Origin of the sequence: Allonocardiopsis opalescens, from assembly GCF_003002095.1 — a bacterium.
Classification (GTDB): Bacteria; Actinomycetota; Actinomycetes; order Streptosporangiales; family Streptosporangiaceae; genus Allonocardiopsis; species Allonocardiopsis opalescens.
On record NZ_PVZC01000005.1, the window covers coordinates 534514 to 558913 of the forward strand.

Below are 24400 nucleotides of genomic sequence, written 5' to 3' on the forward strand. Positions count from 1 at the left end.
CACAGACCGCGCCTACGCACTTGCGCCGCCCACATCGCGGGCCGACGCCTCCAGGCCCGTCCGGACGAGACCCGACGCGACGCCCACCGCAGCGCCCCGCCCCACCGACCGATCCGGCCACCCATGCGCACCGACGCGCCGCGGGTCTAGCCTTGGGGCCATGAAGAGGGCGGAGCGGCTGGTCGCGATCATGGAGCACCTGGCCCGGGAGGGTTCGGTCGCGGTGTCCGCGCTCTCGCGGGGGCTCGGCGTCTCGGAGTCCTCGGTCCGGCGCGACCTCAACCTGCTGGAGACCCAGAAGTGGGTCTCGCGCACCCACGGCGGCGCGGTCGCACGCGGCACCCCGCTTGAGCTGCAGCTCACCAAGCGCGACGCCGAGCGCGCCGAGCGCGAGGACCGCATCGCACGCGTCGCCGCCACCCGGGTGCGCGACGGCTACAGCGTGGGCCTGGTCAGCGGCACCGCGGTCGCCGCCGTCGGCCGGACGCTGGCCGACCGCGACGAGCTCACCGTGGTCACGAACGCCGTCGACATCGCCCACCAGCTGCTCGTCCACCCGCAGCTGCGCGTCGTCGTCACCGGCGGCGTCGCCGACCCGCGCACGGCCGCCCTCAGCGGCTCCTTCACCGAGGCCATCCTGGACCGCGTCAACCTCGACACCGTGTTCGTCCAGGCCGACGGCGTCGCCGCCCGCTCCGGCCTCACCGCCGACGACGCCGGATACGCCCAGATCGCCGCCATGTTCGTCCGCCGCGCCAACCAGGTCATCGCCATCCTCGACAGCGACCGCGTGGGCCGCGCCTGCTTCACCCACATCTGCGACCTGGCCGAAGTCGACGAACTCATCACCGACTCCGGCGCCGACGAGGACCGCCTCGACCAGCTGGCCTCGGCCGGCCTCCAGGTCACCATCGCCTGACGGCACCGACGCGCTCGTCGACGCACCCGGACGCCGCCGAACTCGCCCGCGCGCAGCCCTCCGACCGCGACTCCGCCCCCTTACGCCCGAACGGCGCATTCCGGCGCGCGGCTACCAGACGTCGTGCACGCTGAGCGGAGCGGGCGGCGGCAGCGGCACCGCCGGGTCGGCGTGGTCAGCGCGGAAGGAATTGAGCAGGTAGGCGACCAGTCGCCGGGACGCGGCCCGGGCCAGCTCCGCGGAGCCGCCGGCGATGCCGCTGTTGGCCGTGAGCAGCAGCAGGAGGTCGTCGGGCGCGAAGTCCGCGCGCAGCCGGCCGGCCGCCTTGGCCCGGTCGGCCAGCGCGGTCGCGCCGCGCAGGGCGCGCTCGCGCGTCGCGTCGACGTCGATCACGTCGGGATAGGCCGCGAGGAAGGCCGCGCTGAAGCCCCGGTCGGCGATCTGCATGGCGCACAGCCTCTCCACGGCCGCGCAGAACCCGCGCCACGGGTCCGGGTCGGCCAGCCCTTCGTCCACCACCGCGGCACAGGCCGCGAACTGGTCGGCGAACACCTCGATGACCAGCGAATCCTTGGTGGGAAACCGGCGGTAGAGCGTCGCGACGCCCACTCCGGCGCGCCGGGCGATCGTGGCCATCGGCACGTCCAGCCCGCGGCCGGCGAACAGCTCGCGGGCCACCTCGATGATCCGGTCGCGGTTGCGGCGCGCGTCGGTGCGCAGCCCCGCCGCATCGCCCGGCATCCGAGACGGTTCGGCGCTCATTCCTCTCACTCTAGAAGAAATGGACGGGGTACTCCACTTTCCTGGCTAGCGTGAAGGGACCCGGCCGACGGTGATCCGCACCGTCGACCACGGCCGGGAACGACGGCGCCAGGGAGGTCCGGTGCGGCACGGAGGAGCACTCGCGGAGCGCGTGGTGAGCAGAGTCAACGCCCTGGTGCTGGCGCTGCGCGCATCCCGGCGCTGGGGCGGCCCGGTCTCCAGGCACATCACGATCATCACCTACACGGGTCGGCGCTCGGGCCGGACCTTCAGCACCCCCGTCGGCTACCGCCGCGCGGGCGACACCGTCACCATCGGCGTCCGGCTCCCCGACGCCAAGTCGTGGTGGCGCAACTTCACCGGCGACGGCGGCACGGTACGGCTCGACCTGGACGGTTCCGGCCGCACCGGCCACGCCACCGCCCACCGCGACGCCAAGGGCCGCGTCACCGTCACCGTCCGGCTGGCGGACTGACCCGCCGCCGGTGGCAGGCGAGGGCCGCACCGCGGCGGTGCGCCGCGGTGCGGCCGGAACCTACTCCACGAAGGTGACCTCGGGGTAGGCGGGCGAGTCGGCGTCCAGCAGCGGCTGGTGGCGTCCGCGCAGGTGCTGGTCGAAGAAGGCGGTGACGTAGGCGCGCTGGACGGCCAGGCTGCGCGCCGGGTCGACGGTCCCGAGGCTCGCCATCAGCGCCTCGTCCAGCGGGATCTGCGCGTCGATCTGCGGCAGGAAGGTCTGGAGGTCGGCGAAGCTCATGTGCTCGCCGTCGGCCAGGTACAGATCGCGCCGCCAGCCGGTGGAGTTGTGCCAGAACGACGCCCACTCCGGCGCGTACAGGTGGTTGTGCGGCTCGTCCGCCGGACCGGAGACACCTGCGCCGAACAGCATGAACGGCCGGTCGACGCCGCGCTCGGCCGCCTCGCCGTAGGGCGGGTTCATGCTGCCGTCCAAGTTGATCCCGGCGTCGATCCGCGGTTCGTCCAGCATGGTCTCGGCGCTGGCGAAACCGCCCATCGAGTGGCCGAACATACCGGTGTGGGACAGGTCCATCGCCGCGCCGAGGCCGCGCGGCAACCGATTGCCGCCCGCGTCGGGATTGCCGCCGTCGGCGAGCAGCTCCAGCTGGTCGAGCGTGAAGCGCACGTCGGCGACGCGTTCGCGCATGGCGGCCGCCATGTCCGGTGAGTCCGCCGGCAGCTCGAACCGGTCGGGGAAGCGGATCGGCGCCTGGCCGAGGTGGTCCATGGCCACGACGATGTAGCCCCGGCTGGCCAGCTCCTCCACCAGGGTGGTGCCGAAGGCGCGCGGGTTGCCGCCACCGGGCGAGTACAGCACCACGGGCCTTTCGGCGCGTCCCGGGAACACCGGCGCACGGTCCTGCGCATGCGTTTCGGCGGACGCGAAGTCCACATCGCCCGGTTCGAGCCCGAGCATCGCGGCATTGCGGTCGTAGTGGCCGGCCAGCTCGGCGTTCAGGTACGGCACCGGCGCCCGCCCCGGCCGGTGCCGCGCCGGGTACCAGAGGCTGACCATCACCTCCCGCGCCCGGCCACCGGTCAGCCGCTCCTCATCCACCAGACGCATCTCCAAAGTGCCCACGTCGTACCGCCCCGTGGGCTCCGGCAGGGCGAACGCGGCCGCCCGCTCCCCGCCGGCCTCGGCGGCGACCGCCGGAGCCCCCGAAACGACGGCGGCCAGGGCGAGCACCGCGGCCCCTGCGGCGACCCCCGCACGCCCGCGAACTGCATGTGATCTGAACATGCCTCCACCCTGGCCGCGAGCGTCCGCCCGCCGCATCTGCCGATCGGCCCGACTCCACCTTGCCGAAAGTCATAGCCGACACGCTCGGCCGCACCTGCTCAGAGCGGTCACCGGCAGCGGACACCGGCCGCCGAACGCACTGCGCACGCATGGCGCCGGATGGCACCGGCAGCGGCCGAGATAACCGCGCGGACCGGGCCGTGGACGACGCCGTGTGTCATTCCGGCCGTCCGACCACGGCGATCATGCCCGTCCGGTGATGATGAGGGCGGAACATAGCCACCGGAGGCCCCATGCGCTTCGATCTGCCGCGCGACCACGGCGAACGGCGGCCGCGGCCCGCCGACGCACCGCTCCGGCGGCTCGACCCGCCCGGCCCGGCCGATTCAGCCGATCCGGCGGCGGCCGAACGCGCCGGATACGCGGGCGACGGCACCGGCTTCGCGCTGGACCGGCCGCTCGCCCGCCTCAACGGGCGCCCCGGCCGCGAGACCCCGTGGGACGCGCTCGGCGCCTTCCTCGCCGACGCGGACGCCAATCTCCCGTTCATCTCCATCGACGACGCCCCCGCCCGCGTCCGTACCGCCGTCGCCGGCGGCGACCGGCCCTGGCTCGTCTCGGTCCGCGACGCCCCCACCGACATCCAGTACGTGTTCGCCGCCCTGGACGGCGGCATCGGCCACGGCGTCGAGCGCCACGAAGGCTGGCTCACCCCCGAGCAGCTGATCCGCCGCGTGACCCGGCTCGAGGACCCGGCCCAGCTGAACCGGGCCGACAGGGAGCGTTCCCGCGACGCGTACACGGGGCGGCTGCACAGCAGCGGCCGGCACGCCACCAGGTTCACCGGACCCGACGCCTTCGCCACGGCGTTCGTGCGCGCCTTGTCGCACCCGGCCGTCCGTGCGGTGCTGGATCGGCCACCGCATCAACTCGGACCGCCTCGCCCGGCCATGATCCCCATCGCCGACCTTCTCGGTCCCGATGGACACCGGTTCTGCGCAGGTTTCACCTTGGACCCCGTGGGCGGAAGCAATTCCAAGGCTCGTGTCCAGCGAGAGCAATGGGCTGTCGAGCGCGCCACCGGCCGAGTTCCCACCGTGCCGCATCCGAGCGCGTCTCCTATAACGAGTTTCGCGGGCGGTGACGTCGTAATTCCTTTTGGAAGGCGAAACTCCAATGAGCCCTTCCAGGTTCTGACCATGTTCCCGAACCCCAAGGAGAACGCTCCATGAGTTCCGCGTGGTGGTACACCGATCGGAGCGCGCCGTTCGCCGAACTCCTCAGCCTGCTCCAGACCTGCTACCACCCGGACATTCGGCAAGCAGGTGCGGAAGAGGAACTGCGAGCACTCGTCCAAGCCGCCGAGCGAGGTGAAGACACCGGCACGGAGTGGAACATCCCGGTCTTTCTGAATGAACTGCGCCTCGCCGTCACCGACCCGAGCCGGATTCCCGGAGACGCACTGGACAGAGCGACCGACCACACCGAAGGGAACGACACCGAATTCCTCGCCCGCGTCTGGCGCGACATCTACCCCGGACGTCCGCTGCCCACGGAATGACGGCCGGGGTCGTTCTCAGGCCGGGTCCCCCGGCACCAGGCCGGCCTCGTGGGCGACGATCGCGGCCTGGACGCGGTTCTTGACCTCCAGGCGGCGGAGGATGGCGCTGACGAAGACCTTGACGGTGCCCTCCACGATGTGGAGACGGGCGGCGATCTCGGCGTTGGACAGGCCGGAGCCGAGGAGGGCGAGCACCTCGCGCTCGCGCGGGCTGAGCGTGGCGACGCGTTCGCGAGCGGCGGCGCCCCGGCCGAGGCGGTTTCCGGCGCCGCTCGCGTTGAGCTGCTGGATCACGCGGTGGGCGATCCGGGGCGAGAGGTAGGCGGCGCCGTCTGCGGCCGCGTGCACGCCGGCCAGCAGTTCGCGCGGGTCACCGCTCTTGAGCAGGAATCCGGCGGCGCCCTCGGCCAGGGCGCGGGCGACGTAGGCGTCCTCGGCGAAGGTGGTGAGCACCAGCACCGCCGCCGCCGGCAGCGCCCGCCGGATCTCGGCGGCGGCGTCGAGCCCGTCCAGCACCGGCATGCCGATGTCCATCAGCACCACGTCGGGCCGGTGCGCGAGCGCCGACTCCACCGCCTGGCGCCCGTCCGGCGCCTCGCCCACCACCTCGATGCCCGGGTCGGTGTCGAGGATGGCGCGTACCCCCGCACGGATCAACGCCTCGTCGTCGGCCAGCACGACTCGAATCAAAGCGATCGCACCCGAACTGCCATCGATACGTCTGCGAGAACCACTCTCCACACCTCTTTCAACATGAGGCCATCGCCGCCCCGGCCCCACCGCATCCAAGCACGACGTGTCGCGCGACCGCACGCCCGGAACACGGCCCCCGCCCGCACGAACGATTCGATACCGGCGCGCGCACGGCCGGACGGCGGGGGCGTCAGTCGCCGGGAACCGACAGCGCGCTCCTGGGGATCGCGGTGGCGTCGGCCAGACGGTCGCCGGTGAAGCAGACGCGGTAGATCTCCTCGCCGTTCACCGGCTCGCCCGACCAGTAGTAGCGGCACTCCGCGCCGGGCGGCGGGGGCGGTTCGGCCACCGGCGGGCCGCCGAGGCGCTGGAAGCGCGGCAGCACCCGCTCGACCTCGGCGCGGTCCTGGCCGACCGACAGCGCCTGGAAGCCGGCGCGGTCGAACTCGTTGCCGGCGTTGACGTACAGCTCCAGGCCCACCACGGCGAGGGCGAGGCCGAGGCAGCCGACCACCGGCACGACCACGGCGGCGGTGAGGCTGTGCCGCACCCGCTCGCGGCCCGACGCGAACCGGCGGACGGACTCGCCGCCGCCGTCCGGCTCCTCCGCGAGGTCCGCGTCCGCCACCGCCCTAGCCGCCCGGTGCGGCAGTTCGGCCCGGACCGTGAAGCCCGCGCCGTCCGGGCCGGCCGCCAGCGTGCCGCCGAGCATCCGGGCGCGCTCGGCCAGCCCGGCCAGGCCCTGACGACCGCCCGGTGCACGGCCGCCGCCCCCGGCGGGGGCCGGGCCGTTGCGGACCGTGACGGAGGTGGTCTCGCGCCCGTGCCCGACCGCCACCGCCACGGCCGCGCCGGGGGCGTGCTTGGCGGCGTTGGTCAGCGCCTCCTGCACGATCCGGTGCGCGGCGCGGCGCACCGCGTCGGGCACCTCGCCCTCGGGACCCGACCGCTCCAGGCGCACCGACATCCCGGCGGCCGCGGCGCGCCGCACCAGGGCATCGATATCGGCGCCGCCGGACTGCATGCCGAGCGTGTCGGCGCCGTCATCAGCCGCCGACACGCCGGTGCCCGGACGCAGCACGCCGACGATCTCGCGCAGGCGCGCGGTCGCGTCGGCCAGTCCGGCGCGCACCTCGCCCGCCTGGGCGCGCGTCCGCTCGTCGGCGCCGGGCGCCAGCTCCAGGGCGGCGGCGCGCAGCGCGATCAGGCTGAGCTCGTGCCCGAGGGAGTCGTGCATCTCCTGCGCGATACGGGACCGCTCACGCAGCCGGGCCTGCTCGGCGGTGATGCGCCGCTCGCGTTCCAGCCAGGCCGCCCGCTGCCAGCCCGCCACCGCCAGCTCCGCCCGGGTCGTGCGGTACCGCGCGAACAGCCACGGCAGCAGCAGCGCGATGACCAGCGCGATCGCGAGCACGATCCAGGAGTGCAGCGCCGTCACCGCGCCGAAGACCCCGTCCTGGACGGCGCGCACCCCGATGCCGAGCAGCAGCCCGGCCGCGGCCAGCCAGCCCGTCAGCACCAGCACAGGCCGCCCCTCGGCGAGCCGCCGCCCGGCCAGGTACGCCATCGCGGCGACCAGCGCGAACGGCGCAAGGGCGCTCGACGGCGCCGAGATGTCGACCGACCAGAGCAGTACCGCCGCCGCCACCGGGAGGCCGAGCGCCCAGAGCGGACGCCGCCGGGCGAGCAGCACGGCCGCCCCCGCCACGGCGGCACCCGCGGCGACGAGGCCCCAGCGCAGCGCGCCGCTCCTGGGCATCGCGAGCTGTTCGACGGCGAGCGGCAGGGTCAGGCAGGCCCACAGCAGCAGGTCGAGCAGGCGGGCGCCTCGGCGCCGGCCGGCCCACGCCTCAGCCACCGCCGGACGGCGACGGCCGGGTGATCAGGCAGCTGGAAGTCGCCTCGGCCAGCAGGGTGCCCGCCGCGTCCGTCAGTTCGGCGCGCGCCAGTGCCGTGCGGGTGCCGGCGTGCACGACATGGCCGGAACAGCGCACCGGGCCCGAATCGACGGTCAGCCGCCGCAGGAACTTCACATTCAGATCCAGGCTGCTGTAGTAAGCGCCCTGCGGCAGTGTGGTGTGCACCGCGCATCCGGCCGCCGAGTCCAGCAGCGCCGCGTACACACCGCCGTGCACCGAGCCGATCGGGTTGTAGTGGTACTCGGCCGGAGTCAGTACGAACACAGCGCCGCCCGGACGCACCGACTCCAGTTCGAAGCCGAGCGTCCGCAGAATCGGCGGCGGCGGAACCCGCCCCTCGGCCAGCGCCCGCATGAACGCCAGACCGTTCATAGTGGGCGCGGCAGCAGCGATGTCCGCCGGATCGTCCCACTCATAGCTACGTTCGCGTCCGCTACCCGCACCGGAGTCGGGGGCGGACGCGTCCGCTCTCACCGGGTCGCCCATGAACCGTCCAATCCGTCGAAGCGGCGGCGCCGGGAAGCCCGGCCCGGCACCGAACACGGCGGCCGCCACCGCACGCCACCGCACATCCATGGTGACCCCGTGCGGACGACGCGGCGACCACGCCGCGGCCCGCCCATCCTCTCCACCGGATCGGCCGCCGTCCACGCGCTCGCGTTCACAGCGGTCCCGACCCGCGCGCCTGTTTGCGCATTCGATTGGTCCACCGCCCTCCACCGAACGAATCGGGCCCGACCACCGCACCGATTGGCGCATCCGGTCGGCCCACCCTCCTCCATCACACGAATCCGCAAGCGTCCACCGCCGCACAACGCGGGGACTGGCGTCCGGTCCAGAACGTGCCCGAGCACCGCGCCGATTCGGGCATCCGGTCGGCCGACCGTCTTCCACCGCACGAATCCGCAGCGGTCCATCGCGCGGGCGACACGGTGACGGCGGTCCGCGGTGACCGCCGTGCTCTCGTCCAGTGCGGGCGCCTACTGTGCGCCAGTCGGCGCACCTGTGCACGCCGGCCCTGCTGGTGACGGCGCTGGCGGTGCCCTCGACCTCGGGCCGGACCGCCCTGGCCCTGCCGGTGTTCGTGGCACTGGCCCACGTGCTCGCCGACCGGCCGGCGGTGGTACGGGCACTGGCACTGCTCTTCCCCACCGCGGTGCTGCTGTCAGCGGTGGCCACCCTGATCGGCATCTGCTTCGGCCAGTGGCTGCTGCTCGTCCTGCCACTCGTCGCCGCAGCTCCCACACCACCACCGAACTGGTACTGCCGGCCATGACCCGGCACACCGACCGCCGCACACCAGTGCGGCTGGACCGGGCCTAGTCCGCCGAGCAGGCGGCACCCGGATCGAGGGGCCGCTGAGCCCACGGCAGCGGCGGCCCCTCGCGATCGTGCTGCCGTCATGGCGCTGTGGTGCACCGGCGGCCGGCACGACCTGTCACCGACACTGGTCGTGCGGAGCGATCGCCGTCAGGTTCGTGTTTCGCGGTCACCGCGGACGATTTCACCCTGTGAGGCCGTCGTCGTACCTGCCGGACCCGGTCGGCTCGGTGTGCGGGAGCGGCCGGGGCGTGCGGTCCGTGCGGCCGTCCGCCGGGTGGTGACGCTTCCCGGCACCTTCGGAAGGCCGCGCGAGGTGGCGGTCCAGCGGCCGCGAGTCGAGCGGGGACAGCCGGTCGAGCGGGTCGGGGCGAAGGGCGCGGCCCCGAGCGCCGATCACGCCGGTCCGGCGTGGGAAGCGCCGCCCGCATCGGTCTGCCGCCCCCTCACCCCGGCCGTGGCTTCGCGTGCGCTGCCGCCGCGACGCCACCGGCCGCAGCACGCCCCACGTCGTCCGGTCCTCGCCACCGCGCGGCGGCCGACCGGCGGGAGGGGTCACGGGCGCCGGCCGTCGACGATGCCGCCGCATCCGGACATCGCGTCCGCGCACCGCCCGTGGCCGGACGCGCTCACGCGCCCGGTGACATGTCCAGGAGGCCGGGACCGAGAGGCCGGAACGGGAAGGCCGGGACCCGAAGGCGGCGACCGTCCGTCCGGCCGTGGCCGCGGTGCCGGATCCTTGGTGGTGTGCGCAGGTCGTAGGCTCGCCTGTCATGGATCTGACGCTGCGGCAGCTGTCGGTGTTCGTCGCGGTGGCGCGGGCGGCGAGTTTCACGGCGGCCGCGGGGGAGCTGCACGTGTCGCAGTCCTCGCTGAGCCGGACCGTGGCCGACATGGAGCGGGTCGTCGGCGCGCGGTTGCTGCGGCGGGACACCCGAAATGTCGAGGTCACCGACGAGGGTGCCGAGCTGCTGGAGATCGCCGAGCACATCCTGGCCGTGCACCGGGCCGGGATGCGGCAGCTCGCGCGGTACCAGCAGGGCGGACGGGGCACGGTGACCGTCGCGGCGCTGCCGTCGGTGGCCGGGGTGCTGCTCCCGGCGGTGCTGCCCGTCTTCCGCGAGCACTGGCCGGACATCTCGGTGCGCATTCTGGACGGGCTGGCGCGTTCGGTGGTCGACAGCGTCGCGGCGGGCGACGCGGACTTCGCGATCACCGTGTCGGAGGGGCTGCCGGACTGGCTGGACCGGCGTCCGCTGGTGCGGGACCGGTTCGGCGCGGTCTTCCCGCGCGGGCACCGGCTGGCGGCGGCGGAGTCGGTGCGCTGGGCCGACATCGCCGGGGAGCGGTTCATCGCGATGGGCGCCAGCTCCAGTGTGCGCGCCTTCACCGACGCCGCGTTCACGCAGGCGGGGGTGCGGGCGGGCGGTGTGGTGGAGGCCAGCAACATCGTCACGGTCGGCGGGCTGGTCGCGGCGCAGCTCGGCGTGTCCGCGCTGCCGTCGCTGGTCCGCGCGCTGCTCGGCTTCGCCGACATCGAACAGCGCCCGCTGGTGGAGCCGGTGGTGGACCGGCAGCTCGACGTGGTCCTGCCCACCGACCGTGCGCTGCCTCCGGCGGCGCGGCGCTTCCTGGAACTCCTGGAGGACCTGCGCCGCTCCCAGGCACCGCTGCCTGAGGACGTCACCTGGTCCTGAGCACGTCCGGCGCCCTGGCGGCGTCCGGCCGGGGATGTCGAGCGGTGGGCCGGATCCGGGTGGCCGGTTCGTCGGAACGGTCGTGGCGGCCGGGCCGACCGCGCGGGGGCGCGTCCGGCGGCGTTCGCGGATCAGCCGCCGGACAGACGTTCGCGCAGCAGGGCGCCCATGGTGACGGGTTCGCGGCCGATGAGGGTGGCGAGCGTCGGGTCGACGGCGGCGAACTCGCCGACGCGGGCGGCGGCGAAGATGCTCAGCAGGCCGTCCACGGCGTCGGCGGGCACGCCCTGGCCGGCCATCTGCTCCCGGAACCGGTCGTCGGACACCGTCGTCCGCGTGGTGGTGCGGCCCGCGGCCTCGGAGGCGATGGCGGCGATGTCGTCGAAGGTGAGGGCGTGCGGGGCGGTGAGCGGCGGCGTGGGCCCGTCGAATGCGCCCTCATCGGCCAGCACCGCGGCGGCCACGTCGGCGAGGTCGGCGTGCGCGGTCCAGCTGACCGGCCCGTCCGCGGGGAGCGCGAGCCGGCCGGTGCTCAGCGCGGGGCCCAGGAACCGCACGGCGCTGGCGGCGTAGAAGCCCAGATTTTCGGCATCGCTGTTATCAAGCAGCCGCTTCGCGCTGCGGGCGCTCGCGGACCAGACGTCCGCCGCCGGACTCATGCGCCGAGCAGCTGAATACTTGCGGATTTGATGTTGGACACGTATAGGCGTGCGGCGGGATGCTGGCGGCAGGGCGGCCGCCGGGCGACGGCGGCGGCGCGGCCGGTGACGTCGATGCGGAGAGGTGCGGCCGGTGGGACAGGGGCCGTCGGAGGCGGACGGGGCGCCGCGGGCGTGGGGGCAGCTGCACGGGCTCAAGGTGGTGGAGTTCGCGCACGTGGTGGCGGGCCCGCTGGCGGGTTCGCTGCTGGCCGACATGGGGGCCGACGTGGTGCACGTCGAGCCGCCGGGCGAGGGCGACGCGGCCCGCGCGATGGGGCCGCGCCGCGACGGGAGCCCGCTGTGGTTCAAGGTCGCGGCCCGCAACAAGCGCTCCGTCACCCTGGACCTGCGCACGGCCGAGGGGCGCGAGGTGGCCGCCCGCCTGGTGGCCTGGGCCGACGTCGTGATCGCGACGCTGCGCGCCGAACGGCTGCGCGCGTGGGGGCTGGACTGGGAATCGGTGCACCGGCTCAACCCGACGGCCGTCCTGCTGCAGATCTCCGGCTTCGGCGCGACCGGCTCGCTGGCGAACGCGCCCGGGTTCGGCAAGATGGGCGAGGCGCGCAGCGGCGTGGTGCACCTGACCGGCTTCCCCGACCAGCCGCCCGTGCACACCGGCTTCTCGCACGGCGACGCCGTCACCGGCCTGATGGGTTCGCACGCCGTGCTGGCCGCCCTGTACCGCAAGGCGCACGACCCCGGCTTCGACGGCGAGTGGATCGACCTGGCGCTGTTCGAACCGCTGTTCCGGCTGGTGGAGTGGCAGGTCATCCTCTACGACCAGCTCGGCGCGGTGCCCGGGCGGCATGGCAACCGGTTGGCAGTGGCTCCGGCGGCCGTGATCGACAGCTACCAGAGCAGGGACGGCGTCTGGATCACCGTCACCTCGGCGACGCCGCGGTCCGTGCGCAACGTGGTCGAACTGCTCGGGCTGCCGGTGGAGGAGTACGCCACCTCGGAGCAGCAGGTGGCCGGCCAGGAGCGCCTCGGCGCCGAACTGCGCCGCTGGGTGGCCGAACGGGACGCCGAGACCTGCCTGCGCGCCTTCGAGCGGGCTGAGGTGGTGGCGTCGAAGGTGTTCAGCATGGCCGACATCATGGCCGACCCGACCTACGCCGAGCGCGGCGACATCGTCACGGTCGACGACGAGGACCTGGGTCCGGTGAAGATGCAGAACGTGGTGCCGCGCTTCGAGAACCGCCCCGGCCGGGTGTGGCGCACCGGCCCGGCGCTGGGCGCGGACAACGCGCTGGTGTACGAAGAGTGGTTGGGCATGGACGGCGACGAGGTGCGGGGGCTGCGTGAGCGGGGAGTCATCTAGGCGGACGGACGGCGGAGCGGCGCGCCTCGGGCGGGACCGCCCGGTGCGGTCGATGCTGTTCGTGCCGGGCACCCGGCCGGACTGGGCGGCCAAGGCGGTGGCCGCGGGTGCGGACGCCGTCATCATGGATCTTGAGGACGCGGTGCGCGCCGCGGACAAGGCGTCGGCGCGGGGCGCCGTCGCCGCGGTCGTCGCGGAACAGGCCGATGCGTCCGACGGGGCGGCGCTGCTGGTGCGGATCAACGACCTGTCGAGCTGGGCGGCCGCCGACGACGTGCGCGCGGTGGTGCGGGCCGGGCTGTCCGGCGTGGTGCTGCCCAAGGTGAGCGGTCCGGCCGACGTGGCCGTCGCGGCGCGGCTGCTCGACTGGGCCGAGGCGGAGGCCGGGCTCCCGGCGGGCTCCGTCGCCCTGGTGCCGCTGCTGGAGACCGCGTCCGGGCTGCGCTCGGCGTACGAGGTGGCCGCCGAGTCGCGCCGGGTGGCGTGCCTGGGGGCGCTGAGCGCGCGCGACGGCGACATCGAGCGCGCGCTGGGCTTCCGGTGGAGCGCCGAGGGCACCGAGACGCTGGCGCTGCGCTCGCGGGTGCTGCTGGACGCGCGGGCCGCCGGGGTGCCGAACCCCGTGACGGGCCTGTGGACCGACATCGCGGACCTCGGCGGCCTGCGCCGCTTCGCCGAGCAGAACCGCGCGCTCGGCTACGACGGCATGATGGCCATCCACCCGACGCACGTGCCCGTGATCAACGAGGTCTTCTCCCCCGACGCCGCCACCCTGGACCGCGACCGCCGCCTGCTGGCGGCCCTGGACGCGTCCGGCGAGGGGGCCGTGGTGTTCGAGGGCGTCATGATCGACGAAGCCATGGCGGCCACGGCACGGGACCGGCTGCGCCGGTACGGGGGCGGTGGGTGAGGGCGGGCGGGTCGGCCTCGCCTGGGTGCCGTCGGCGCGGGGATGGGTGCTCGCCGGGCGAGTCCTAAGGAAGTCAATCCCCCTCCCACCCGGGGGACTCCCCGATATCCATTCTCCCCGTCCCAGCGTGGGCCCCGACAGCCCCGGAGTAGGGCTGTGGATAACGTGCGCGTCGTCCACAGGGCGGGACGCGGTGCGCTTGCGATCGTTCCGCCCGACGTAGTAAGCGCCGGACCCTCGGCGCCGCCCACCGCCGGTCACACCGGACTCCCGGCACCGACGCACGAACCTCAGCGCCAACCCCGCCGCCCACCCCACATTGATGCACCAACCGCATGGATCTATCGGACTTTGATGTTGGACAAGTGATAGTCCCAGCGCGGACACTCGTGCGAAACGCGGACGTGATCCGCGCAACATCCCGGGTCAGAAGGTGGGAACACTATGGTTGCGGCGCTCGGCCTGGCCACGATCGGCCTGTTCCTCGCCCTGGTGATGACCAAGCGGGTGAGCGTGCTCGTCGCCCTCGTGCTGGTGCCCATCCCCTTCGCACTCATCGGCGGCTTCGGCCCCGAACTGGGCACCTTCGTGCTCGACGGGCTCACCACGGTCGCGCCGACCGGGATCATGATCGCCTTCGCGGTCCTCTACTTCAGCCTGATGATCGACGTCGGCCTGTTCGACCCGATCATCCGCGGCGTGCTGAAGCTCGCCAAGGGCGACCCGATGCGCATCACGGTCGGCACGGCCGTCCTCACCATGGTCGTCGCGCTCGACGGCGAGGGCGCGTCGACCTTCCTGATCACGCTCTCGGCCATGCTCCCGATCTACCAGCGGCTCGGCATGAGCAGGCTGCTGCTGACCGCCGTCGTCTGCCTCGGCGCGGGCGTGATGAACATGATCCCCTGGGGCGGCCCCACCGCCCGCGCGCTGGCCACCCTCGACCTCACGTCGGCCGAGGTCTTCACCCCCGTGCTGCCCGCCATGGCCGCCGGGATCGCCTGGGTCCTGTTCAGCGCCTTCTGGCTCGGCCGCAAGGAGCGCATCCGGCTGGCCGCCGCCGGAGCGCCGCTCACCGTGCCCGCGGGCACCGCGAGCGGCGCCGCGGACACCTCCGACGCACCCGCCGCCCCGGCCGGCGCCCCCGACGACGACGGCGCCCCCACCGACCGGCCCCGCCCGCACCCGCTGATGATGGCCTTCAACGCCCTGCTCACCGTGGCGCTGATCGTCTCGCTGGTCGTCGAGGTGCTGCCGCTGCCGGTGCTCTTCATGATCGCCTTCGCGGTCGCCCTCGTCGTCAACATGCCGCGCTGGGAGGACCAGCACCAGCTGCTGAACCGGCATGCGAAGAACGTTGTCCTCGTCACCACGATGATCTTCGCGGCCGGAGTCTTCACCGGCATCCTGAACGGCTCCGGCATGATCGAGGCGATGGCGCAGGGCCTCGTCGCCCTGATCCCCGACGCCCTCGGCGGCTTCCTCCCGCTGCTGGTCGCACTCACCAGCATGCCGCTGAGCCTCGTCTTCACCCCCGACGCCTACTACTTCGGCGTACTGCCCGTACTGGCCGAGAGCGCCGCCCACTTCGGCCACGACCCCGCCGAGATCAGCCGCGCCGCGATCCTCGGCCAGATGACCACCGGCTTCCCGCTCAGCCCGCTCACCCCCGCCACCTTCATCCTGGTCGGCATGGCCGGAGTGCAGCTCGGCGAGCACCAGCGCAAGGTCTTCGGCTGGGCCTTCGGCACCACCCTGGTCATGACGGCCGTCTCCCTGCTGACCGGCGCCATCACGGTCACCTTCTGACGCCCCGCCCGCCCCGCATGCGGACATCCGTACCGACCGCATCACCACCAGGCGCCGGGCGGCGAAGCTCCCGTACCGAACCGCTTCGCCGGGCCGGCGTTCAGCGCCCGAGGGCCGCCGGGCGCCGTCGCGAGCGCCCGGCGAGGCAGTCGTCCGCATGGCGTCCCGCCCTGCCATCGGCGCGGTCGGCCGAACGCGCCCTCCGGACGGGAGCAGCACCCTTCGGCGCGATCCCGCACACCCGGGCATTCGGTGGGACGGCGCCGTCCATCCGGCACGGCCGCGCACAAGCCCCGCCGCCCGCGTGGAACCGGCGGCCGCGCCGGTCAGCCCGCCGACGACGCCAGCTCGGCCAGTGTGTCGCCGTCGAGCCGCAGTACCGCGATCTCGTCCAGAGCGCGGGCGTGCAGACGGCGGTAGAACCCCAGGGCCGACTCGTTCGTGCGCAGCACCCACCACTCCAGCCGGGCGCAGCCGCGCCGCACCGCCAGCCCGGCGACGTGCGCGACCAGCGCCCGCCCCAGGCCGCCGCCCTGGTGCTCGGGGCGTACGTAGAGGTCGGCCAGGTGGATACCGGGGCGTCCGACGACGGTGCTGTAGGTGGGGTGGAACAGCGCGAAGCCCACGGGCTCGCCGCCGACCTCCACCAGGACGGCCTCGGCCACCGGACGCGCGCCGAACAGCGCCGCCGCCACATCGCCGGGCCGCGCCGTGACCTGGCCGGGGAGCTCCTCCGCCTCGGCCAGTTCGAGGATGAACCGGTGCAGTACGTCCACGTCGGCCGGCACGGCGGGGCGGATCACGGGTGCGGCGGGGAGCATAGAGGTCTGGTCCATGAGCACACTATGGACGGCCCCCTTCCGGTCGCTCCATCGAATTTCGAGCGCTCGGAACGTCCGAACGAGGCGCTGACCAGGGCCGCCGGACCACCGCCGTGCCGCCCGGCCGCTCGATCCAGGCGCCGTGTGCTCCGCGCCCGGCCTACTCCCGTCCTGGGCGACCAGCCGCGTACGACGCTCCAGTGCGGAGCCGTCCGGGCGGCCGCGACACCGGCCCGGGCCGCCTCGCGGCCGACCAGGCGGTGGAGCGTTTCGCGCTCCGCGGCGCGTGCCCGCCGACGCGACGCGGCGCCGCGCCGCCGAGGTGTGCGCGGGCGGTCGACGTCAACACGGGCGCGCGCCCGGCCGACCGACCGCGCCGCGCGGGCCGTGGCCGTCGACCGGACCCGGCACGTCGTTCGCGCCCCCGGAGCGCCCTGCGGGCCGACGCCGTGCGGCCGCCGTCCCGGACGGCGCCGTTCGATGGGGCCGTTCCATGGGGCCCACCTGCCCGCTCCGTCGACCCGCCGCACGAGGCACACCACGTCCCGGCGGTCTGCTCGCGGTCCGCGCGTCCAGCCGCCGCGACGATCCCGAACCGGTCGGTGCCCCGCCCGGCCGGGGCGAGCCGATCGGCTCGACGCGGATAACCGACCGGGCCCACGCGCCGGGCGTCCCACGACGTCGCGGTCCACCACTGGGGCGGACCACTGGACGCAGGCCCGGCCGCGCCCCGTCCGTCCGCCCGCGCCCCGCTATGGTGCCCGGCATGGACGGCCACGACCTGTGGGAGGCCCTGCCGGGGCCGGACCGGGACCGGATCGACGCGCTGGTGCGGTCCGGCCGCCGGTTCGAGGCGGTCCGGACGCTGCGGACGGCGAGCGGCGCGCGGCTGGGCGACTGCATGGACGCCGTGGCGGGCCGCTACCGGGCGCTGGGGGTGCCGTCAGCACCGCCCGAGCCGCCCGAAGACACCGAAGCGCTGGCCGAACGCGTCCGCCGGCTGCCCGGCCGGGCGGTGCGGATCGAGACGGCCTGGGACGGCGACACCGCCGGCTGGTTCGTGCTGCTGCTCGCGGTGCTGGCCGACCCGCCCACCGCGGTGGTGCTGGCGCGGTTCCGCCACGGCTCCGACCTGCGGATCTTCAACGGCGCCGTACCGCCGTGGCCCGAGGCGGCCGCGGCCGGCGAGGCGGGACGCGCGCTCGCCGACCGCCTCGGCCTGCCGTTCCGCCCCGCCGGCCCCGAGCCCGGCTGATCCCGTCCCGCTACTCGCGTGCGGTCGACGTGGTCGACATGTCCGCGTAGCGGTCGCCGGCGACCTTCGACGCGATCGGTTCGAGCGCGTCCAGCTCATCCTGGGTCAGCTCGATCCCGACGGCCGCCAGGTTCTCCTCCAGCCGCTCGGGGCGGCGGGTGCCCGGGATCGGCACCACTGTGACGCCGTGCACGGCCGCCCGCTGGTGCACCCAGGCGAGCGCGACCTGGCCCGGAGTGATGCCGCGCGCCGCCGCGATCGCGCGGACCGGTTCGAGCAGCGCCGCGTTCGCCTCGGCGTTGCCGCCGCTGAACCTGGGCAGGATCCGGCGGTAGTCGCTGTCGGGCAGCTCCCGCGCGTCGGGCAGCGAGCCGGTGAGGAAGCCCCGGCCCAGCGGCGAGTACGGCACCACGGCGGTGCCCAGCTCCGCAGCGGCCGCCACCAGGCTGCGCTCCAGGTCGCGGGTGAACAGCGACCACTCCGACTGGACGGCCGCGATCGGGTGCACGGCGTGCGCCTCGCGCAGCTCGGCGCCGGTGACCTCGCTGAGGCCCAGGTGGCCGACCTTGCCCTCGGCGACCAGCTCGGCCAGCGCGCCGATGCTCTCGGCCAGCGGCACCTCGGGGTCGCGGCGGTGCATGTAGTAGAGGTCGACGCGATCCAGCCGCAGCCGCCGCAGGCTGGCGTCGATGGCCTGCCTGATGTAGGCGGGGTCGTTGCGGACCTGCCAGGTGCCCAGCGGCGCGCCCTCCTTGCGGGAGTTGCCGAACTTGGTGGCGATGAAGACCTCGTCGCGGTGCGCGTTCACGAACGGAGCCAGCAGCTCCTCGTTGCCGCCGAATCCGTAGATGTCCGCGGTGTCGAACAGCGTGACGCCCAGCTCAAGCGCGCGGTCCAGGGTGGCCCGCGACTGCGTGTCGTCGGCGGGCCCGTAGGCGAAGCTCATGCCCATGCAGCCCAGGCCCTGCGCCCCGACGCGGGGTCCACCGGTTCCGAGTTCGACCGTGCCGATCCTGTCCGTGCTCATCCGACCTCAGTTCTCCGCTCAGCGGCGTCGTACAGGTTGATCTTCCAGTCGAGGACGTCGAGCGTGCCCTGGAGTTCGGCGATGCGGCGCCGCACGTCGTCGCGGTGCGCGGTCAGCAGCTCGGCGCGTGCGCCCACGGTCTCGTCGCCCTGGCGCACCAGGTCGGCGTACTCCAGCATCCCGGCCACGGGCATGCCGGTCAGTCGCAGCTTCCCGATGAAGCCGAGCCAGTCGAGGTCCTTGTTGCTGAAGCGGCGCTGCCCGGTGCTGGTGCGGTCGACGTGCGGCATCAGCCCGATCCGCTCGTACCAGCGCAGGGTGTGCACGCTCAGGCCGGTGTACGCCGCGACCTCGCTGATCGTGTACTGGTCGCGGCCGTCCGGCCGCCGGTCCGGGATCGTCCGGTCCACCACGCGCAGCGCCGTAGGCACGCTCTCGGTCACGGCCATACCGTTCGCCCTCCTCCGGGCTCGGCGTCCTCTCTCCCCTCAACGTTAGAGAGTTCGAGTGCACTCCAGGCAAGCGCGACGTGGCGCGGGCGCGACGGGAACCGCCCGCGCCCGGTCCGGGCGCGGGCGGCGGCCGGTCAGCGCACCGACGGCAGTCCCTGCGCGAAGCCCCCGTCCACGGGAAGTTCCGCGCCGGTGGTGAAGGTGGCGTCGAAGGCGAGGAACATCGCCGCGGCCGCGACCTCCTCGCTGGAGCCCGGCCGGCCCATCGGCGTCATGGCGTGGGCGTCGCGCATGAACTCCTCCCGCTGCTCGGCCGACACGACGCCGATCCCCATGCTCGGGGTGTCGATGAAGCCGGGCGCCACCGCGTTGACGCGCACCCCGCGCGGCAGGAACTCCGCGGCCAGCACCCGCAGGAAGCCGCGCACCCCCTCCTTGGCGCCGGAGTACGCGCTCATACCCGGGAAGATCCGCTCGTTGGCGACCGTGGTGAACACGATCGCGCCGCCGTCCTTCATTAGCGGAGCGAGCCGCTGCACCGTGAAGAACGCACCCTTGGTGTTCACGGCGAAGTGCCGGTCGTAGGACTCCTCGGTCACCTCCTCCAGCGGCGCGAAGGCCGCCGTCCCGTGGTTGACGAACAGCGCGTCGATCGCGCCGAAGCGCTCCGCGACCTGCGCGCCGAACGCGTCGACGTCGGCCATGGCGGCCGCGTCGGAGCGCACGACGTGCGCGGCCGCCGAGCCGAGCTCGGCGCGGGCCGCCTGGACCCTGCCCTCGTTCCTGCCGGTCACCAGCACCTCGGCACCGCCGGCCAGCAGCGCGCGGGCCATCGCCAGGCCCATGCCGTGGGTGCCCCCGGTCACGACGGCCTTCACATCCGTGTAGTCGCCCTTGGCGGACATCGTCTCCCCGTGCCTTCCTCCGCGCGGCCGGCTCCGTCGCCGGCCGTCCATGCGCATCAGGGTGCGCGAACGCCCTTCTGGGGACCTTCCGGCCGCCTGCCGGTCCGGTTCGGCTCGGTTATTGTGGCGGTGTGCGTTTCGGAGTGCTGGGCCCGCTGGCGGTCTGGACCCGTGACGGCCGCGAGGTGCACGTCCCCGAACGCAAGGTGCGCACGGTGCTGGCCGTACTGCTGGCCGGGCGGCTCGACCACCCCCGCGGTCCCGTCTCGGCCGACCGGCTGGCCGCGGCGCTGTGGCGCGGGCGGCTCCCGGTCCATCCGGACGCCGTCGTCCAGACCAAGGTCTCGCAGCTGCGGCGCGTGTTCGCCGACGCCGAACCGGGCGGCCGCGGGCTGGTGCCGCCGCACCTGCCGGGCGGCTACCTGCTGCGGGCCGAGGCCGCTGATGTGGACGCAGAGGTCTTCGCCGACCTGCTCGCGCGGGCCAGGCGCGCGGAGGCGGCGGAGGCGGCGGCCCTGCTCGGGCGGGCACTGGAGCTGTGGCGGGGCCCGGCCTTCGCCGGGATGGCCGACGACGACGCGCTGCGCCCGGCGGCGGACCGCCTGGAGGAGCTGCGGCTCGAGGCCGTCGAGCGGCTGGCAGAGGCGCGGCTGGACCTCGGCGAGCACCACGCCCTCGCCGGGGAGCTGGGCGAGCTCGCCGCGCGCCACCCGCTGCGCGAGCGCCTGCGCGCCGCCCACATCCGCGCGCTGTACCTGGCCGGACGCCAGCACGATGCCCTCGCCGCCTACACCGGGCTCCAGCGGCGGCTCTCCGACGAACTGGGCGTGGATCCCGGCCCCGAACTGTCGGCCCTGCACCGCTCGATCCTGCGCCACGAACTGGTGCCGGGCCCGGGCCCGCCCGCCCCGGGCGCGGCGTGGACGGCCCCGCCGGCTCCCGGGACGCCGGCGGGCGCGGCCCCGCCCGCCGCGGCGGTGCGGGCGCGCACGAACCTGCCCGCGCCGCTGACCCGCCTGGTGGGCCGCGACGCCGACGTGGCGCAGGTCCGCGCGCTGCTCGGCACCGAACGCCTCGTCACTCTCACCGGCCCCGGCGGCGTCGGCAAGACCCGGCTGGCCGTGGCCGCCGCGCACGGCCTGACGGAGGCCCACCCCGGCGGCGTGTGGATCGTCGACCTCACCGCACTGTGCCGAGCCGCCGACCCGGGCACCCCGACCGTCTCCCTGGTATCCGACCTGGTCGCCGAGACCCTCGGCGTACGGGACGAACCCACCCACCCGGTCGGCGGCGGAGCGGCCGCAGGGCTCATCACGGCGGCGCACGGCCCGCGAGAAGGACCCGCGGCCAGCGCGCCCGGCCACGCGGCGGCCGACATGACGGCCGACCGGCTCCTCACGGCCCTGCGCGACCTGCGCGACGCGACCGCGCCCGCCGAGCGGGACACCGCCGCCGACCGGCTCGTCGCGACACTGCGCGAGGGGCTTTCGAACCGCACGCCGGACCGGCCGGAGACCGGCCGAACGGCCGAACGGCCGCTCACCGAGGCGCGCGAAGACCCCGGCGGCGACGCCCCGGGGCAGGAGGACGAGACCGCGGCCGACCGGCTCGTCGCCGCCCTGCGCGGACGCCGCACGCTGCTGGTGCTGGACAACTGCGAGCACGTGATCGGCCCCGTCGCGGAGCTGGCCGGGCGGCTGCTGCCGGCAGTGCCCGACCTGCGGGTGCTCGCGACCAGCCAGGAACCGCTCGCCCTGGCCGGCGAGGTGCTGCGGCCGGTGCCGCCGCTGCCCGTGCCGGAGCCGTCGGCGCAGGAGGAACCCGAGGCGCTGCTCCGATTCGGCGCGGTACGGCTCTTCGTCGAGCGGGCCGCCGCAGCGGCGCCCGGCTTCGTCTTCGACCGGCGCAGCGCACCGGCGGTGGCGGCGGTCTGCCGGCGGCTCGACGGCGTCCCGCTCGCCCTGGAGCTGGCCGCGACCCGGCTGCGCGCGCTCGACGCCGCCGAGTTGGCGGCCCGGCTCGACGACCGTTTCCGGCTGCTGTCGGCCGGCAGCCGCGACGCGCCCGACCGGCAGCGCAGCCTGCAGGCGGTGATCGACTGGAGCTGCGAGCCGCTGACCGGACCCGAGCGCGCCGTACTGCGCCGGCTCGCCGTGCACGCCGACGGCTGCGTCCTGGCCGCGGCCGAAGAGGTGTGCGCCGGCGGCCCGGTGGCGAGTGCCGACGTGCTGGGCCTGCTGACGCGGCTGGTGGACCGCTCCCTGGTCGCGGTGGTGCCGGGTGCCGACGGCCCCCGGTACCGGCTGCTGGAGTCCATCGCCGCCTACGGCGTGGACCGGATGCGGGAGGCCGGCGAGCTGGACGCCGTCCGGCGCCGCCACCGCGGGCACTACACCCGCCTCGCCGCCGCCGGCACCCGCCTCGACGGCCCCGGTCGCGACCGCTGGCTCCGCCGCCTGGACGCCGAGTCCGCCAACCTCCGCGCCGCCCTGGACGCCGCCCTCGCCGACGGCGACCACCGCGCCGCACAGACCCTCGTCTCGTCGCTGACCCGCTACTGGACCCTCCGCGGCCGCCACCACGAGGCCCGCCGCGCCCGCGACCGCGTCGCGGGCGCCCCGGACACCGGCGCGGACCGGCCGCACCCGTCCGTCAGCGCCGCCGCAGCACCCCGCGGATGAACGCGGCCTGCCCGGCGTGCTGGAGGTCGTCGGAGACGACGCTGACCAGCCGCACGCCCAGGGTGACCGGCGGATCCCAGCCCTTGTCGACGACGCGCGCCAGGTCGTCATCGGTGATCGTCCGCAGGTACGCGACCGTGCTGTCGTGCACCGCGTCGTGGTAGCCGCGCAGCAGCTCGGGAGCGACGTCGCGGACGGCGGCCACATCGGCCGAGGAGTCCCCGTACCCGAGCGCCCGAGGCGGGAACGGCAGATCGAACCGGTCGTACCAGCCGTCGTCGGTCCACCGCTGCGGCCGCCCCGCCACCCCGGCGACATGGTCGTCCTGGATCCGCGTCAGATGCCACACCAGCCAGGCGATCGTGTTCGCCCCGCCATCGACCCGCGCCGTCAACTCCTCACCGGTCACCCCGTCGAGCACCCCGTGCACGACCCCCTGAATCCGCCCGAACGCGTCGACCAGCAAGTCCGAACTCGCGCCCATAGCGCCCTTCCCTCACCCGAACGACCGATCCCCCGCCAGCCTCGCATGCCGAGCCCCACGGCGCACGAACCGGTCCGGGGCGCGGCTGAGTGGGCACCTCCTGAGACGGGCGGGTACCCGTCCGTTCGACCGCTCCGCCGCCCGAACGGACATAGGTCAGCCCCGGGGGCGCCGGGGCTTGGTGGGGTGGTGGGGTGGTGGGGGGCGGGGTTCAGCCGTCGGTGGTCTGGCCGGGTTCTGATGCGCGGCGGACCAGTTCGACGAGTTCGTCGGGGGTGTAGGTGTGGGCGGCGATGCGTTCGACGAGGGTGCCGGCGGGCCTGCGGTCGGCGGTGTCGGGGGTGTCGCGGTCCTGGAGGTCGCGGCGCCACACGGCGTCGGCGATGTCGTCGATGCGGCGGTCGACCTCGTCGCGCACGATGGCGCGGATCCGGTTGAGGTCCTCGTTGCTGAGGGGCATGTCGTCTCCGATGCTGCGGGCGCGCTGGACGATCTCGGCGCGCTGGGCGATGACGCGGCTCCCGGGGCAGGCGGTGCCGCCGAGGGACCACGACGGGCTCATGCTGTGGTAGGCCAGGCCGCTGCCGCCGGGGTTGTTCGTGACGGCCAGTGAGACGTCGTGGACGCGGTGGGCCCACTCCAGCACCTGGGCGCAGCGGTCGATCTGGGCGTCGGTCAGCGCGTCGTCGGCGTCGCCCTCATTCTCGATCGACACCGCGTAGCCGTTCGCGCCGGCGTTCGCCCAGGCGCGGTCGGAGGTGTCGACCCACTGGATCAGGCGGCCGTCCCTCCCGGTGCCGAAGTGGGCGCTGACGCGGGAGTCGGGATTGCGGAACCAGGAATCGGCGCCGTTCAGGGAGCCGACGATGATGTGCAGGATCACCAGCCGCGGCGCGCAGCCGCCGTTGGAGTGGTTGATGGAGATCGGGCGCCACTGGGCGCCCGGCATACGGGCCATGGCGACCTCCAGGCCGGTTCGGCCGACCGCGGCGATCGGGTCGGGGCGCCGGACCGCGGCCGGTGCGTGCTGGGTACCCGGCAGCCGCCCCGGCAAAGCCGCGATCGGCGTATGTGCCGGTCATCGGCGCGGTAACGGGGCCAGACGCTCGCGCGTCCGGCGGCGGCCGGCGCGCGGTAACGGTTCGGCACGGGCGGGTCGTCGGCGGTAGGACCTGTGTCCGGATCGGTCATGTCCGACCCACGCGAGGGGCCCTCCGTTGAACAGGACACCCCGCGAGGCCGCTCGGTCCCCCGGTCCGGCTGGTCCCCTGGCCCATCCGGTCCCCCGGTCCGGCTGGTCCAGTCGGTCCGCCCGGTTCACGAGGTCCACCGGTCCATCTGGCCCCTCGGTCCCCCAGTCCGTCCGGTCCATCAGGTCCCCGGCGTCCACTGGTCCGTCCG

23 protein-coding genes are annotated in these 24400 nt (G+C 74.6%); 11 read left to right on the forward strand and 12 right to left on the reverse strand.

All coding sequences use genetic code 11. The features are described from left to right. Positions 1-160 precede the first annotated feature (160 nt). Positions 161-919 carry a DeoR/GlpR family DNA-binding transcription regulator gene (locus tag CLV72_RS19345; protein ID WP_106248219.1) on the forward strand — a complete coding sequence of 253 codons (759 nt, stop codon included), beginning with the start codon at positions 161-163 and terminating at the stop codon, positions 917-919. Between the two features lie 111 nt (positions 920-1030). On the opposite strand, the gene CLV72_RS19350 is transcribed toward CLV72_RS19345, so the two are convergent. After that, positions 1031-1681, reverse strand: coding sequence for a TetR/AcrR family transcriptional regulator (locus CLV72_RS19350; protein WP_106248222.1), 651 nt, complete (start codon positions 1679-1681; stop codon positions 1031-1033). Positions 1682-1835: 154 nt separating this feature from the next. On the opposite strand from CLV72_RS19350, the gene CLV72_RS19355 reads away from it, so the two are divergent. Continuing rightward, complete coding sequence (locus CLV72_RS19355; protein ID WP_245930309.1) at positions 1836-2156, forward strand: nitroreductase/quinone reductase family protein; 321 nt, start codon at positions 1836-1838, stop codon at positions 2154-2156. 60 nt (positions 2157-2216) lie between these two features. Here CLV72_RS19355 and CLV72_RS19360 read toward each other — a convergent pair whose 3' ends face one another. Then, positions 2217-3389, reverse strand: a complete 1173-nt coding sequence (locus CLV72_RS19360; protein ID WP_211302963.1) for an alpha/beta hydrolase family protein — start codon at positions 3387-3389, stop codon at positions 2217-2219. Between the two features lie 347 nt (positions 3390-3736). Here CLV72_RS19360 and CLV72_RS19365 point away from each other — a divergent pair, with 347 nt between their 5' ends. Continuing rightward, positions 3737-4675: a hypothetical protein gene (locus CLV72_RS19365; protein WP_106248230.1), complete on the forward strand. Its 939-nt coding sequence runs from the start codon at positions 3737-3739 to the stop codon at positions 4673-4675. After that, positions 4672-5004, forward strand: coding sequence for a hypothetical protein (locus tag CLV72_RS19370; protein WP_106248233.1), 333 nt, complete (start codon positions 4672-4674; stop codon positions 5002-5004). Before CLV72_RS19365 ends, CLV72_RS19370 begins: the two co-directional genes overlap by 4 nt. A 15-nt stretch (positions 5005-5019) precedes the next feature. On the opposite strand, the gene CLV72_RS19375 is transcribed toward CLV72_RS19370, so the two are convergent. The 3 genes from CLV72_RS19375 to CLV72_RS19385 form a co-directional block, all read right to left on the reverse strand. Then, entirely contained in the window at positions 5020-5694 is a 675-nt protein-coding gene (locus tag CLV72_RS19375) for a response regulator (RefSeq protein ID WP_106248241.1), read from the reverse strand. A 193-nt stretch (positions 5695-5887) separates the two neighbouring features. Continuing rightward, positions 5888-7555 (reverse strand): sensor histidine kinase, encoded by a 1668-nt coding sequence (locus CLV72_RS19380; RefSeq protein ID WP_106248245.1) that lies wholly within the window; start codon positions 7553-7555, stop codon positions 5888-5890. After that, positions 7548-8192: a PaaI family thioesterase gene (locus CLV72_RS19385; RefSeq protein WP_211302964.1), complete on the reverse strand. Its 645-nt coding sequence runs from the start codon at positions 8190-8192 to the stop codon at positions 7548-7550. Before CLV72_RS19385 ends, CLV72_RS19380 begins: the two co-directional genes overlap by 8 nt. 394 nt (positions 8193-8586) lie before the next feature. On the opposite strand from CLV72_RS19385, the gene CLV72_RS19390 reads away from it, so the two are divergent. Both CLV72_RS19390 and CLV72_RS19395 read left to right on the forward strand, forming a co-directional pair. Then, positions 8587-8892 carry a hypothetical protein gene (locus CLV72_RS19390; protein ID WP_146159495.1) on the forward strand — a complete coding sequence of 102 codons (306 nt, stop codon included), beginning with the start codon at positions 8587-8589 and terminating at the stop codon, positions 8890-8892. 817 nt (positions 8893-9709) lie between these two features. Then, positions 9710-10633 (forward strand): LysR family transcriptional regulator, encoded by a 924-nt coding sequence (locus CLV72_RS19395; RefSeq protein WP_106248254.1) that lies wholly within the window; start codon positions 9710-9712, stop codon positions 10631-10633. Between the two features lie 131 nt (positions 10634-10764). Here CLV72_RS19395 and CLV72_RS19400 read toward each other — a convergent pair whose 3' ends face one another. Next, positions 10765-11292 carry a Rossmann-fold NAD(P)-binding domain-containing protein gene (locus CLV72_RS19400; protein WP_106248257.1) on the reverse strand — a complete coding sequence of 176 codons (528 nt, stop codon included), beginning with the start codon at positions 11290-11292 and terminating at the stop codon, positions 10765-10767. Positions 11293-11425: 133 nt separating this feature from the next. On the opposite strand from CLV72_RS19400, the gene CLV72_RS19405 reads away from it, so the two are divergent. The 3 genes from CLV72_RS19405 to CLV72_RS19415 all read left to right on the forward strand — a co-directional run bounded on the left by CLV72_RS19405 (position 11426) and on the right by CLV72_RS19415 (position 15374). Next, on the forward strand, positions 11426-12655 hold the full coding sequence (locus tag CLV72_RS19405; protein WP_106248514.1) for a CaiB/BaiF CoA transferase family protein: 1230 nt from the start codon (positions 11426-11428) through the stop codon (positions 12653-12655). Between the two features lie 52 nt (positions 12656-12707). Then, positions 12708-13565, forward strand: a complete 858-nt coding sequence (locus CLV72_RS19410; RefSeq protein ID WP_106248517.1) for an HpcH/HpaI aldolase/citrate lyase family protein — start codon at positions 12708-12710, stop codon at positions 13563-13565. A 444-nt stretch (positions 13566-14009) separates the two neighbouring features. Beyond that, positions 14010-15374, forward strand: a complete 1365-nt coding sequence (locus tag CLV72_RS19415) for a CitMHS family transporter (protein ID WP_106248260.1) — start codon at positions 14010-14012, stop codon at positions 15372-15374. Positions 15375-15700: 326 nt separating this feature from the next. On the opposite strand, the gene CLV72_RS19420 is transcribed toward CLV72_RS19415, so the two are convergent. Next, positions 15701-16210, reverse strand: a complete 510-nt coding sequence (locus CLV72_RS19420) for a GNAT family N-acetyltransferase (RefSeq protein WP_342755674.1) — start codon at positions 16208-16210, stop codon at positions 15701-15703. A gap of 751 nt (positions 16211-16961) precedes the next feature. Here CLV72_RS19420 and CLV72_RS19425 point away from each other — a divergent pair. After that, positions 16962-17450, forward strand: coding sequence for a hypothetical protein (locus CLV72_RS19425; protein ID WP_106248265.1), 489 nt, complete (start codon positions 16962-16964; stop codon positions 17448-17450). A gap of 10 nt (positions 17451-17460) precedes the next feature. On the opposite strand, the gene CLV72_RS19430 is transcribed toward CLV72_RS19425, so the two are convergent. The 3 genes from CLV72_RS19430 to CLV72_RS19440 form a co-directional block, all read right to left on the reverse strand. Further along, positions 17461-18477: an aldo/keto reductase gene (locus tag CLV72_RS19430; protein WP_106248268.1), complete on the reverse strand. Its 1017-nt coding sequence runs from the start codon at positions 18475-18477 to the stop codon at positions 17461-17463. Beyond that, positions 18474-18926: a MerR family transcriptional regulator gene (locus CLV72_RS19435; RefSeq protein ID WP_106248271.1), complete on the reverse strand. Its 453-nt coding sequence runs from the start codon at positions 18924-18926 to the stop codon at positions 18474-18476. Before CLV72_RS19435 ends, CLV72_RS19430 begins: the two co-directional genes overlap by 4 nt. A gap of 137 nt (positions 18927-19063) precedes the next feature. Continuing rightward, on the reverse strand, positions 19064-19834 hold the full coding sequence (locus tag CLV72_RS19440; RefSeq protein ID WP_106248273.1) for an SDR family oxidoreductase: 771 nt from the start codon (positions 19832-19834) through the stop codon (positions 19064-19066). Positions 19835-19965: 131 nt separating this feature from the next. Between CLV72_RS19440 and CLV72_RS33355 the strand changes: the two genes are divergently transcribed. Continuing rightward, complete coding sequence (locus CLV72_RS33355) at positions 19966-22515, forward strand: AfsR/SARP family transcriptional regulator (RefSeq protein WP_106248276.1); 2550 nt, start codon at positions 19966-19968, stop codon at positions 22513-22515. Here CLV72_RS33355 and CLV72_RS19450 read toward each other — a convergent pair. After that, positions 22487-22999, reverse strand: coding sequence for a mycothiol transferase (locus CLV72_RS19450; protein ID WP_106248280.1), 513 nt, complete (start codon positions 22997-22999; stop codon positions 22487-22489). The genes CLV72_RS33355 and CLV72_RS19450 overlap by 29 nt on opposite strands. 211 nt (positions 23000-23210) lie before the next feature. Further along, the gene (locus CLV72_RS19455; RefSeq protein WP_146159496.1) at positions 23211-23957 is read right to left on the reverse strand and encodes an N-acetylmuramoyl-L-alanine amidase; all 747 of its coding nucleotides are present in this window, start codon (positions 23955-23957) and stop codon (positions 23211-23213) included. Positions 23958-24400: the final 443 nt, after the last annotated feature.